Below are 12,146 nucleotides of genomic sequence, written 5' to 3' on the forward strand. Positions count from 1 at the left end.
CAGCAGAAGTTCCTATGTTGCAGCATCATGCTGATTTTCTGTTGAAATAGCGCCCTTTCACCCCGTTCCACCAGCTGGTGCCCTGCAGATTGAGGGGCAGGCCGATAAACAGCAGGTAACCGAGCGGCACCAGAAACATCCCCGGCCAGTAGGGCAGCCGACCGCTGTCGATGGCCGAACGGGCGGCACTGAGCAGCAGGAAGTAGGAGAGATAGAGCATGATGGCCGGCAACAGCTTGGCGTAGCGCCCCTGACGGGGGTTGACCCGCGCCAGCGGTACCACCAGCAGGGTGAGCACCGGAATGGAGAGGGGCAGCGAGATACGCCACTGCAATTCCGCCATCATGGCGTTGTCCTGGGTACCGAACAGTTCCATGGTCGGCTTGGCCGCCGCCTTGCGGTTGGAACGCTCCATCTCTTGCTGGCGGATCACCAGACCATATTCGCGAAAATCGGAGATCTGGAACTGCTTGCCGGAGAAGTTCCCTTCGTAACGGGAGCCATCCATCAGGGTCAGCCACTGCAGACCGTTCTCATCGACCGTCACCACCCCTTCGGTCGCCACCACCACCGAGGGAGGATTGTTCCCCTCCGCCCGCTGCAGCACGAAGATCTTTTGCAGTTTTGAGCCGTTGTCGTTCAAATCCTGGATATAGGCAACCAGACGCCCCTTGTCGAGCTCCATAAAACGGCCAGCCTGCAGGAAGGAGATACCCGGATCCGCCTTGAACTCGTCGATCACCTGATACTCGCGCTCCTTGGCCTGCGGGGCGATCCAGCCAGTGTTGAACGCCGCAACCACCGCCGTCAGCAAGGCCAGCAACATGGCGCTGCGCATCACAAAACGGTGGCTGAAGCCGACCGCATGCATCACCGTCATCTCGCTTTCGGCGTAGAGGCGACCATGGGCAAACAAAATGGCTAAAAAGAGACTGATAGGCAGCATCAACAGCGCCATATTGGGCAAGTTGAGCAGCAGCAGGGTGGAGACCAGACGTGTCGGCACCTCGCCATCGGCGGCGTCACCGATGATCTTGATAAATTGTTGGCTGACAAAGATAAGCAGCAATACGAATAACACTGCCAGCTGGGTTTTCAGGGTTTCCCTGAACAAATATCGGAAAACGATCACAGTCATTCCCAAGTAAACTTGTGTTTTTAGTCGAATGCCTGAAAAATAGGGCCGTATATTGGATTTTTACCAGTTTGAACTGCGGAGCCTGTGGCTGTTCGCTCCGCCTCTGATACCCCAACAAGCACCGCATTATTCAATAAAAGGTGCCTTTTGTCTTTAGGATGTAGGAGATTCCATGGAGTTCAGTGTAAAGAGTGGCAGTCCAGAGAAGCAACGGAGCGCCTGCGTCGTAGTCGGCGTATTTGAGCCTCGTCGCCTCTCTCCGGTTGCCGAACAACTGGACAAGATCAGCGATGGCTATATCAGTTCGCTGCTGCGCCGTGGCGACCTGGAAGGGAAACCAGGCCAGATGCTGCTGCTGCATCAAGTACCGGGCGTGCTCAGCGAGCGCGTACTGCTGGTCGGATGCGGCAAGGAGCGGGAACTCGACGAACGCCAGTACAAGCAGATCATCAACAAGACCATCACCACCCTGAACGAAACCGGCTCCATGGAAGCGGTCTGCTTCCTCACCGAGCTGCACGTCAAGGGTCGGGATACCTATTGGAAGGTGCGCCAGGCGGTAGAAACCACCAAGGCGGGCCTCTACAGCTTCGATCAGTTCAAGACCAACAAGGCCGAGCCACGTCGCCCACTGCGCAAGCTGGTATTCAACGTGCCGACGCGTCGGGAACTGACCATTGGTGAAAAAGCCATCGCTCACGGTCTGGCCGTGGCCAAGGGTGTGCGGGTCTGCCGCGACGTGGCGAACATGCCGCCCAACGTCTGCAACCCGGCCTATCTGGCCTCCCAGGCACGTCGTCTGGCCGATGCCTACGACAACATCACCACCAAGGTGGTGGGCGAGCAGGAGATGGCCGAGCTCGGCATGAACTCCTATCTGGCGGTGGCTCGCGGCTCCGATAACGAAGCCATGATGGCCATCATCGAATACAAGGGTCATCCGGATGCCAAGCCCATCGTGCTGGTCGGCAAGGGACTGACCTTTGACTCCGGCGGCATCTCCATCAAACCGGCCGACGGCATGGACGAGATGAAGTACGACATGGGTGGCGCCGCCTCCGTGCTCGGTACCATGCATGCGCTGGCCCAGCTGCAACTGCCGATCAACGTCATCGGCGTACTGGCAGGCTGCGAGAACATGCCGGGTGGCAACGCCTATCGTCCGGGTGACATTCTCACCTCCATGTCCGGCCAAACCATCGAAGTGCTCAACACCGATGCGGAAGGTCGTCTGGTGCTGTGTGATGCACTGACCTATGTGGACCGCTTCGATCCGGAAACCGTGATCGACGTGGCGACCCTGACCGGTGCCTGCGTCATCGCGCTGGGTCACCACACCTCGGGTCTGCTGGCCAACCACAACCCGCTGGCCCACGAGCTGCTCAACGCCTCCGAGCAGGCGGGTGATCGCGCCTGGCGTCTGCCGCTGTTCGACGAGTATCAAGAGCAGATCGACAGCCCGTTCGCCGACATGGCCAACATCGGCGGTCGTCCGGCCGGCACCATCACCGCAGCCGCCTTCCTGTCACGCTTCACCAAGAAGTACAACTGGGCTCACCTGGATATCGCCGGGACTGCCTGGAAGAGTGGCAAGGATAAAGGCTCCACCGGTCGTCCGGTGCCCCTGCTGACCCAGTTCCTGCTGAACCGGGCTGGCGTGGATATCGAAGAGAAAGAGTAACTCTCCGGCCCCTGCCGATGGCTGCATCGGAAGGGTTGGCGTTACCCTGAACCACAAGGAAGAGGCCCGCCTCTTCCTTGTTTCATTCTTGAATCAGTGAGCTGCGGACGGGAAACGCCCCGTCAGCCTCATGAGGCGGTCAACAGTCCGTCACCGCAAAACGGGATCAACCTGATGAGCCAAGTGACCTTTTACCTGATGAGCGAACAGGATGACGCGCAGGCCGCTGCGGTCGAGCGACTGGCCTGCACTATCGCGGCCGAGTCGTGGGGGGCGGGCCATATCTACCTGTTCTGCAACGATGAGGCCCAGGCCCTGCGTCTGGACGAGCTGTTGTGGCAACTGCCGCCGGAGCGCTTTGTACCGCACCAGCTGCAAGGCGAAAGCGGCATTGCCCCGGTGGAGATCGGCTATCAGCCACCGAAACGGCGCTACGCCCGCCTCATCAATCTGGCCACTGCGACACCTTTGTTTGCAGGACACTTCGCTCAAGTGGTAGATTTTGTCCCCACTGACGAAACACAAAAGCAGCAAGCCCGCGAGCGCTACAAGCACTATCGCCAGGCAGGCCATACCCTCGAAATGAGGGATCAGCCCGTCCTTGCCGCACCGGATCCGGCGCAGCCCTGACTGCAACCAATTGATCCATAAAGAATCAACACCAGACTCCATCCATCCAGATTACGGCGAGACCATGGAAAAGACTTTTAATCACAACGCCATCGAACAGGCGCTCTATCAGCACTGGGAAGCCCAGGGTTACTTCAAGCCCCACGGCGACACCAGCAAAGACTCCTTCTGCATCATGATCCCGCCGCCGAACGTCACCGGCAGCCTGCACATGGGTCACGCCTTCCAGCAAACCCTGATGGATACCCTGATCCGCTACAACCGCATGCAGGGCAAAAACACCCTGTGGCAGGCTGGAACCGACCACGCCGGTATCGCCACCCAGATGGTGGTTGAGCGCAAGATCGCCGCAGAAGAGGGCAAAACTCGCCACGATTACGGCCGCGATGCCTTCATCGACAAGATTTGGCAGTGGAAGGAAGAGTCCGGTGGCACCATCACCCGCCAGATGCGCCGTCTGGGCGACTCCGTGGATTGGGAGCGCGAGCGCTTCACCATGGATGAGGGTCTCTCCGCCGCCGTGCAGGAAGTGTTTGTCCGTCTCTACGAAGATGGCCTGATGTACCGCGGCAAGCGTCTGGTGAACTGGGATCCGAAACTCAACACCGCCATCTCCGATCTGGAAGTGGAAAACCGCGAGATCAAGGGCCACATGTGGCACCTGCGTTATCCGCTGGCCAACGGCGCCAAGACCGCCGAAGGCAAGGATTACCTGATCGTCGCCACCACCCGTCCGGAGACCATGCTGGGCGATACCGCCGTGGCTGTGAACCCGGAAGACCCGCGCTACAAGGCGCTGATCGGCCAGCACATCCTGCTGCCGTTGGTGAACCGCCTGATCCCCATCGTCGCCGACGAACACGCCGACATGGAGAAGGGCACCGGTTGCGTGAAGATCACCCCTGCCCACGACTTCAACGATAACGAAGTGGGCAAGCGCCACAGCCTGCCGATGATCAACATCTTCACTCTGGACGCCCACGTGCGTGCCGAGGCCGAAGTGGTCGACAGCAACGGCAACCCGAGCACCGCCTATGACGCAACCCTGCCGGCAGAGTTCGCCGGTCTGGAGCGCTTCGCCGCCCGCAAGGCGATTCTGGCCAAGCTCGAAGAGCTGGGTCTGCTGGACGAGATCAAGGATCACATACTGCAACAGCCGTACGGCGATCGCGGTGGCGTGCCCATCGAGCCGATGCTGACCGACCAGTGGTACGTGCGCGTGGCTCCGATGGCCAAGACCGCCATCGAGGCGGTGGAAGATGGCCGTATCCAGTTCGTGCCGAAACAGTACGAAAACATGTACTTCTCCTGGATGCGCGACATTCAGGACTGGTGCGTTTCCCGTCAACTGTGGTGGGGTCACCGCATCCCGGCATGGTATGACGACGCAGGCAATGTCTACGTTGGCCGCAGCGAAGATGAAGTGCGCGCCAAGCACAGCATCCCGGCCGTAACCGTACTGCGTCAGGACGAAGACGTGCTCGACACCTGGTTCAGCTCCGCCCTGTGGACTTTCTCCACTCTGGGCTGGCCGAACAACACCGAGGCACTCAAGACCTTCCACCCGACCGACGTGCTGATGAGCGGCTTCGACATCATCTTCTTCTGGATTGCCCGGATGATCATGATGACCATGCACTTCATCAAGGACGAAAACGGCCAGCCGCAAGTCCCGTTCAAGACCGTCTACATCACCGGCCTTATCCGTGACGAAGAGGGCCAGAAGATGTCCAAGTCCAAGGGCAACGTGCTGGACCCCCTCGACATGATCGATGGCATCTCGCTGGAAGATCTGCTGGAGAAGCGCACCGGCAACATGATGCAGCCGCAGATGGCCGAGAAGATCGCCAAGCGTACCGCCAAGCAGTTCCCGGAAGGGATCGATGCCCACGGTACCGACGCCCTGCGCTTCACTCTGGCCGCGCTGGCCTCTACCGGTCGTGACATCAACTGGGACATGAAGCGCCTGGACGGCTACAACAACTTCTGCAACAAGCTGTGGAACGCCTCCCGCTATGTGCTGATGAACACCGAAGATCAGGATTGCGGTTTTGCCGGTGGCGAAATGCAGTTCAGCCTGGCGGATCGCTGGATCCAGTCCCAGCTGCAAGTGGCCATCCGTGACTTCCGTACCGCCCTCGATACCTACCGCTTCGACATCGCGGCCGGTGTGTTGTACGAATTTATCTGGAACCAGTTCTGTGACTGGTATCTGGAGCTGACCAAGCCGGTGCTGACCAAGGGTTCCGAGGCCGAGCAGCGCGCTGCCCGCCATACCCTGGTGACTGTGCTGGAAACCCTGCTGCGTCTGGCGCACCCGATCATCCCGTTCATCACCGAGACCATCTGGAAATCGGTCGCGCCGCTGGCTGGCGTACACGCCGACACCATCATGATTCAGGCCTTCCCGGAGTTCGACGCCGCCAAGGTGGACGAAGCAGCGATGGCGGATCAGGAGTGGGTGAAGGAGTTCATCGTCAGCATCCGCAACATCCGCGCCGAGATGAACGTGGCACCGAGCGTGCCCCTCAACGTGCTGCTCCAGTGCGATGCCAAGGATGCCCAGCGCGCCGCCGACAACGAGGCCTTCCTCAAGTCGCTGGCCCGTCTGGAGTCTATCCGCGTACTGGCGGACGGTGAAACCGCCCCGCTGTCAGTGAAGAAGCTGATCGGTGCCACCGAGCTGATGATCCCGATGGCCGGTCTCATCGACAAGGATGCCGAACTGGCCCGTCTGGCCAAAGAGGTTGCCCGTCTGGTGGGCGAGTGCGGCCGTATCGAAGGCAAACTCGGCAACGAAGCCTTCGTCGCCAAGGCACCGGAAGCGGTCATCGCCAAAGAACGCGAGAAGCTGGAAGATTACCGTCTCCAGCTGACCAAGCTGGAAGCCCAGCAGGCCGAAATCGCCGCGCTGTAAGCACCGCCCCAACCGATACAACAAAGCCCCCTGCCAAGGGGGCTTTTTCATATCCGCGCTTCCCGTTTCAGCTCACCAGCAGCCAGCCGCAGAAACCGAGATAGAGCAAGCCCACCAGCGCCAACCGCCCGGCGGTCATCACTCCCTTTCTGAACCCCCACCAGAGCAACCCCACCGCCAGCAGCGTCACCAGCGAGGAGGCCATCATGGCGCCATCCAGCAGCCAGGGGGTGAAGAGCAGACAGAACGCCTTGGGGATGGTGCCCTGGATCATCATGGCCCCGGAGATATTGGCCAGCGCCAGCCGGTTCTTGCCCTGCCGCACCCAGATCAGCACGTTCATCAGCTCCGGCATCTCGGTCGCCACCGGACTCAGCAGCAGGGCCGCCAGCACCGGAGAGAGGCCAAACAGCTCGCCCATGCTCTCCAGCTGATGGACAAACAGCTGGGCCGCCAGCGCTACCACCACCAGCGCAGCCAACGTCTGCAGCAACACCTTGCCAAGGGGCGGGATCCCGGCATCGGGTGCCAATTTGAGGGGCTCCGGCAATTCGACTTCGTGGCTGTCACTCTGTTTCAGCTCGCGCCTTACATAGACGAAGTAGACCAGCAGGAAGAGCGGGGCCAGCCAGCTCTTGCCGGTGAAGGCGACCAGCCCCAGCGCGGTCGCCACCAGAAAGATGCCGATAAACCAGCGCTGATCCCGCCCAATCTCGCGCTGCACCTCGCCATCGATGGCCCGTTCGGTACGCCCCATGCAAAGCAGAAGGGTGAGGCCGACTGCCGCATAGCCGATGGTCGCCAACACCAGCGGCCCGCCAAGGGCGGCGCCAATGCCGATCTCCTGCTGGGCGGTCGTGTTGCCCATCAGCAGGGCGGTCAGGGTCACGATACACTCGGGCAGCGCAGTACCCAGTGCCGCCAGCAGGGAGCCGGTGGCGCTTTGGGAGAGTTTGAAGTGGTGGCCGGTCCACTCGATGCCATTGACGAAATATTCGCAGGCAAGGTAGATGGTGACCGCAGAGACGAGAAATAACAGCAGGGTAATCAACATAATAGATACCGCCAGGCGAGCAGAATAACCGATGGACCCGACATGGCTCGCCCGGCTGGCGTGCATATCGAGGCCAAAGGTCTTGCAGAGCGATAGTGCCTATCGCCGCCCATGCCATGGATGCGAGGATCCAAGAGTGTTGACATGGGCCCGGCCCGGAATGCGGGCGGGTTGCTACTCCCCAATGACTGAGGGGACGTTTTAGCAACTCGACCGCCGCCTCACAAGGCAAATTAATGACAACTCATTCAATAAGTTGTAAGGGAATGTAACCTCGCCAGCCCCTCCTCCCCACCGCTATTGCGCTGTTGGCACACTGATTGCTCTAGGTAGTTCACTATCCACAACAGTTTGGGAAGGATGAACAATGAAACGGTGGATCCAACATTTCTATCAACTGAACCGCCTCAATTGGCTGATGGTCTGGTTGTTGCTCTGCTGCAGCATCATTCTGCTGTTTCCGGCCGGGCTTATGAAAGGGGCCGTCAGCCAGTGGGCTGCGGATCATGCGGCCTGGCTGGGGGTCGGTATGCTGATCGCCATCTCCTACTTCTGCAGTCAGGGCTTCCTGATCGCCTGGGAGTGGGCATGCGAAGAGTGGCAGGCGCGCCGTCAGCAGGACCAGCTGGCCCAGATGATCGGCTTCCTCGACTTCAACGAGAAGGCGGTGCTGCGCGAGTTCGTGCTGCAGCGTAAAAGCGTCATAAACTTGCCGATCACCGAGCCCGCCGTCAAAAACCTGATGGATGCCGGCGTCCTCACCTACGCCTACGGCAAGCCGACCCGGGAGAAGGATGACGAGAACCAGATCCGCGCCCTGATGATCGCCCTGCCCGCCCGACCGCTGCTCACCTACAAGGTGCTGGGGCTGTCGCGCGGCAAGATGAGCGACGAGCAGGTGGAACAGATCATGAACGCCCGTCCCAAGTTCGCCCAGAAGGGGTTCCAGCGCTAACCGCCGCCCTATCCGCCAGATGCAAAAGAGCCGGACACTGTCCGGCTCTCTCGTTTCTGCGCGACGTTCTGTACCATCCCTTCCGTCTTGCTGCGTCCTACCCCTTGAGGCTGGAGCAAAAGCTGACATCGTCCTGCACAGGATCATCGCTCATGCTGTGATAAAGCTCGAAGCAGGGACCATTGCCAAACTCCAGCCCGGCAGCAACGATGTCGCCGATATGCTCCTGCCAACGCGGGCCATACTGACTGCGGTCGGTAATAAGATAACGGGACTGGGCGTAACGACCGGCGGGAATAATCTGGATCTCGACCGCACCCATCCCCACCGTCCCCGCAGGCACCGTCACCCCGATGTCAGTGCGACACTGGGCTGGCGGAGTCACCTCGGGGTTATCGTGATAGATGAAGATCCACTCCCCACCTTCCAGACCGCGGGCGCTGGCCCACTGATGCAGCTGACTACAAACGGGACCATACCCCTCGCCATAGGGGCCGGTGACACGCATATAAGCCAGAGTGCGGGCGTCCATCTCGATGGTTTTCATGGTATTGCTCCTTGCTGATGAGTGACCCTCAGCATAAGGATTAGGCAGCACAAGTGCGTGTCCATCCTTGCTCATCAAGTGTCCATTCTTGCTCTTGTCGCGGCGAAACTCTCCCGGCGTGTAACCATAGTAACGGCGAAATACCTTGGCAAACGCCTGGGAGCTGGCGAGCCCCGCCCACAACGCAATGGCCGTGACACTGGCATCGGTATAGCAGAGCTGCCAAGCAGCCCGCTGGATGCGCAGACGACGACACATCTCCCCGGGCGTCTCCCCCGCCACAGCCGTAAACACCCGGTGAAAATGGTAGAAAGACAAGCAGGCACTGCTTGCCAGCGTTTCAATGGAGAGATCGGGATTCTGCTCCAGCGCCCGGATCACCGGGCGCAATCTGGCCTGATAATCGACCATACCGTTAGCGACTGGCGCCCCCCGCGACTCTGGCCATATAGAGCGCATCCACATAACGCCCCTGGCGGAAGGCATAGTCACGGGCTCGCCCCTCCTCGGTAAAACCGAACTTGCGATAAAGCGCCTGTGCGGCCTCATTGTCGGTATAGACGGTCAGCTCAATCCGGTGCAGGTTGAGCCAGTTATCGGCCAGATCCAGCGCCGCGGCCATCAGGGCAGAGCCAACCCCCTTGCCTGCCCAGTCATCCCGCACTCCCATGCCAATACCGGCCACATGCTTGCGTCTCGGATTAGGCTCAACCAGCAGCGATAGCTGGCCTACCAGCAGGCCGTCAACCTCGGCGACCAGTGCCACCACGCTGTCGCTCTCCAACCGCTTCTGCCACTGGCTAAGGGGTGGCATAGGCAGGTGCAAAGTGCCCGCCTGGGCATTGGGCATGGCGTATAGATCCCGCAAGGCGGGGGCATCGGCGGGTTCGGCATGACGGATAGTAATCTGCATATGAAGCTCCTTCTCGAAGCCACCATCATGCAATATCCGGCGCGGTTACACATCCCCTACCCACACCCATTTGTCTTGCCTATCAAAGGACGAGGAAAGGCCCATTGGCCGAGCACGGCGCAGATCCGTAGGCTGACCCCATATCAACAAGGAGAGAAGCCATGACTGACAAGACCCTGCACAGCGCCAACGGCGCCCCCGTCGTCGACAACAACAACAGCCTCACCGCCGGTCCGCGCGGCCCCATCCTGATGCAAGATATCTGGTTGATGGAGAAACTCGCCCACTTCGACCGCGAGCGCATTCCCGAGCGGGTGGTTCACGCTAAGGGCTCGGGCGCCTACGGCACCTTTACCGTGACCCACGACATCAGAGCGTTCAGCAAGGCCGATCTGTTCAGCGCCATCGGCAAGCAGACCCCGGTCTTCCTGCGCTTCTCCACCGTGGCCGGTGAGAAAGGCGCCGCCGATGCCGAACGCGATGTGCGCGGCTTCGCCCTCAAGTTCTATACCGAGCAGGGCAACTGGGATCTGGTGGGTAACAACACCCCGGTCTTTTTCATCCGCGATCCGCTGAAATTCCCTGACTTCATCCACACCCAGAAGCGGGATCCGCGCACCAACCTGCGCAGCGCCACCGCAGCCTGGGACTTCTGGTCACGCCATCCGGAATCCCTGCATCAGGTCACCATACTGTTCAGCGATCGCGGCATCCCCAAGAGCCTGCGGGAGATGAACGGCTACGGCAGCCACACCTTCAGCTTTATCAACGATGCCAACGAGCGCTTCTGGGTCAAGTTCCACTTCAAGACCGAGCAGGGCCACAGCTTCTACACCGACGAAGAGGCCGCCACCGCCGTCGGGCAGGATCGGGAGACCAGTCAGGCGGATCTGTTCAATGCCATCGAGCGGGGCGACTTCCCGCGCTGGAAGGTCTATGTGCAGGTGATGCCAGAGGCCGAAGCCCAGACTTACAACATCCACCCGTTCGACCTGACCAAGGTGTGGCCGCACAGCGACTACCCGCTGATCCCGGTGGGCGTGCTGGAGCTCAACCAGAACCCGGACAACTACTTCGCCCATGTGGAGCAGGCCGCCTTTACCCCGGCCAACGTGGTGCCCGGTATCGGCTTCTCGCCGGATCGCATGTTGCAAGGGCGACTCTTCTCCTACGGTGACACCCAGCGCTATCGCCTTGGCGTCAACCACGGTCTGCTGCCGGTCAACGCCCCGCGCTGCCCGTTCCATCACGGTGCCCATCGTGACGGTGCCATGCGGGCGGACAGCAATGGCGGCGCCAGCCCCAACTATCAGCCAAACCGTTTCGGTACCCAGCAGCCGAGCGAACAGCACGAACCGGCGCTGAGTCTGGAAGGGGCCGCCCTGCACTACGACTTCCGTGACTACGACAGCGACTACTACAGCCAGCCGGGTAACCTGTTCCGCATCATGGACGAGGGGCAGCGTTCACGGCTCGCCGCCAACCTGGCCCGCTCCCTTATCAATGTGGAGGATGACGCCATCGTCGCGGCCCAGCTCAAACACTTCGAGCAGGCCGACCCCGAGTACGCCAAACGGGTCGAACTGGCACTGGCCGCCCTGCAGCGCTAAGTCGCAGGCAGGCAAGATCTGCAAAAACAAAACGGGGGCCTGATGGCCCCCGTTCTCGTCATGACGGTATTTGATAAATAAAAAAAACAGAGCCCAAGGCTCTGTTTTCACTGCTGTATCAATCCCGGACGGAACGCGCTTCGCGCTCTTCCCGCTCCCTTGCCAACAGGCGTTTGTACCACCAGCTACTGCGACGACGTTGTGCATTGGAAGAGCGACGAGCCATTTCTTAGGTTCCAGCCAAGAGAAGAAAGGAGCTGCATTATGCGACAGGGATCACGTCCATGTCTTTAGCTGGATCAAGAAAAGCCTCACTGACCCACGGAAATCGTCTTCTGATCTTTCGCACCACGGGTGGCAGGCAACACCACCGCAGGAGAGCGCCAGACCATCGGGCCATTGCTCTCGAGGTCGTTCTGCGGGCCGCACTCCAGCCAGATATCTCCCTGCAGAATGCGGCCCCTTCGGAATATTTCTGATCCGCAAACCAGCAGACCCGCTCGGGCAATGAGCCCAGCGGCAACACCAGCTCGGGACTGGCAGATTCACCCACCACAGTGGTTTTGGGCGCGGCCAGAGCGGGGGCGAGCCAAAGGGAGGCCAGCAGGCAGAGCAGTACATTTTTCATGAGAGGGATCCTGTTGCGATGGGGAGCACTCTCGAAGAATCGACCAGCCCCGGGGTTTACTTGACTGACAATC

The 12,146-nt window shown here is 60.3% G+C and carries 9 protein-coding genes, 1 pseudogene and 1 riboswitch; of the genes and pseudogenes, 5 read left to right on the plus strand and 5 right to left on the minus strand.

Going from position 1 to position 12,146, the window contains the following annotated elements:
* Positions 1-25: 25 nt before the first annotated feature.
* The gene (lptF, locus tag ACTG2J_RS19850; protein ID WP_043821844.1) at positions 26-1,138 is read right to left on the minus strand and encodes an LPS export ABC transporter permease LptF; all 1,113 of its coding nucleotides are present in this window, start codon (positions 1,136-1,138) and stop codon (positions 26-28) included.
* A gap of 172 nt (positions 1,139-1,310) precedes the next feature.
* Between lptF and pepA the strand changes: the two genes are divergently transcribed.
* The 3 genes from pepA (at position 1,311) to ACTG2J_RS19865 (ending at position 6,366) form a co-directional block, all read left to right on the plus strand.
* Positions 1,311-2,819 (plus strand): leucyl aminopeptidase, encoded by a 1,509-nt coding sequence (gene pepA / locus ACTG2J_RS19855; protein ID WP_005336423.1) that lies wholly within the window; start codon positions 1,311-1,313, stop codon positions 2,817-2,819.
* A 174-nt stretch (positions 2,820-2,993) separates the two neighbouring features.
* A complete protein-coding gene (locus tag ACTG2J_RS19860; RefSeq protein WP_204420108.1) occupies positions 2,994-3,449 on the plus strand; it encodes a DNA polymerase III subunit chi in 456 nt (151 codons plus the stop codon).
* A 64-nt stretch (positions 3,450-3,513) separates the two neighbouring features.
* Positions 3,514-6,366, plus strand: coding sequence for a valine--tRNA ligase (locus ACTG2J_RS19865; RefSeq protein ID WP_439997835.1), 2,853 nt, complete (start codon positions 3,514-3,516; stop codon positions 6,364-6,366).
* A 67-nt stretch (positions 6,367-6,433) separates the two neighbouring features.
* Here the strand turns inward: ACTG2J_RS19865 and ACTG2J_RS19870 are convergent, their stop codons facing one another.
* On the minus strand, positions 6,434-7,420 hold the full coding sequence (locus tag ACTG2J_RS19870; RefSeq protein ID WP_162628445.1) for a sodium:calcium antiporter: 987 nt from the start codon (positions 7,418-7,420) through the stop codon (positions 6,434-6,436).
* Between the two features lie 87 nt (positions 7,421-7,507).
* Positions 7,508-7,615, minus strand: a riboswitch (yybP-ykoY riboswitch).
* A gap of 172 nt (positions 7,616-7,787) precedes the next feature.
* Here ACTG2J_RS19870 and ACTG2J_RS19875 point away from each other — a divergent pair.
* A complete protein-coding gene (locus ACTG2J_RS19875; protein WP_005336432.1) occupies positions 7,788-8,375 on the plus strand; it encodes a superinfection exclusion B family protein in 588 nt (195 codons plus the stop codon).
* Positions 8,376-8,472: 97 nt separating this feature from the next.
* Here ACTG2J_RS19875 and ACTG2J_RS19880 read toward each other — a convergent pair whose 3' ends face one another.
* Entirely contained in the window at positions 8,473-9,333 is an 861-nt protein-coding gene (locus ACTG2J_RS19880; protein ID WP_113740234.1) for an AraC family transcriptional regulator, read from the minus strand.
* Positions 9,334-9,337: 4 nt separating this feature from the next.
* A complete protein-coding gene (locus ACTG2J_RS19885; protein WP_113740233.1) occupies positions 9,338-9,835 on the minus strand; it encodes a GNAT family N-acetyltransferase in 498 nt (165 codons plus the stop codon).
* 161 nt (positions 9,836-9,996) lie between these two features.
* Here ACTG2J_RS19885 and ACTG2J_RS19890 point away from each other — a divergent pair, with 161 nt between their 5' ends.
* Complete coding sequence (locus ACTG2J_RS19890) at positions 9,997-11,445, plus strand: catalase (RefSeq protein ID WP_005336438.1); 1,449 nt, start codon at positions 9,997-9,999, stop codon at positions 11,443-11,445.
* 311 nt (positions 11,446-11,756) lie between these two features.
* Here the strand turns inward: ACTG2J_RS19890 and ACTG2J_RS19895 are convergent.
* A pseudogene (locus tag ACTG2J_RS19895) lies at positions 11,757-12,073 on the minus strand (DUF1496 domain-containing protein).
* Positions 12,074-12,146 lie beyond the last annotated feature (73 nt).

Origin of the sequence: Aeromonas sp. 6P (assembly GCF_051919525.1) — a bacterium.
GTDB lineage: Bacteria > Pseudomonadota > Gammaproteobacteria > Enterobacterales > Aeromonadaceae > Aeromonas > Aeromonas veronii.

What these genes read in the sequence shown, in the direction of transcription:
- lptF (WP_043821844.1), bottom strand. Translation starts at nt 1,138, where the DNA reads ATGACTGTGATCGTTTTCCGATATTTGTTCAGGGAAACCCTGAAAACC.
- pepA (WP_005336423.1), top strand. Translation starts at nt 1,311, where the DNA reads ATGGAGTTCAGTGTAAAGAGTGGCAGTCCAGAGAAGCAACGGAGCGCC.
- ACTG2J_RS19860 (WP_204420108.1), top strand. Translation starts at nt 2,994, where the DNA reads ATGAGCCAAGTGACCTTTTACCTGATGAGCGAACAGGATGACGCGCAG.
- ACTG2J_RS19865 (WP_439997835.1), top strand. Translation starts at nt 3,514, where the DNA reads ATGGAAAAGACTTTTAATCACAACGCCATCGAACAGGCGCTCTATCAG.
- ACTG2J_RS19870 (WP_162628445.1), bottom strand. Translation starts at nt 7,420, where the DNA reads ATGTTGATTACCCTGCTGTTATTTCTCGTCTCTGCGGTCACCATCTAC.
- ACTG2J_RS19875 (WP_005336432.1), top strand. Translation starts at nt 7,788, where the DNA reads ATGAAACGGTGGATCCAACATTTCTATCAACTGAACCGCCTCAATTGG.
- ACTG2J_RS19880 (WP_113740234.1), bottom strand. Translation starts at nt 9,333, where the DNA reads ATGGTCGATTATCAGGCCAGATTGCGCCCGGTGATCCGGGCGCTGGAG.
- ACTG2J_RS19885 (WP_113740233.1), bottom strand. Translation starts at nt 9,835, where the DNA reads ATGCAGATTACTATCCGTCATGCCGAACCCGCCGATGCCCCCGCCTTG.
- ACTG2J_RS19890 (WP_005336438.1), top strand. Translation starts at nt 9,997, where the DNA reads ATGACTGACAAGACCCTGCACAGCGCCAACGGCGCCCCCGTCGTCGAC.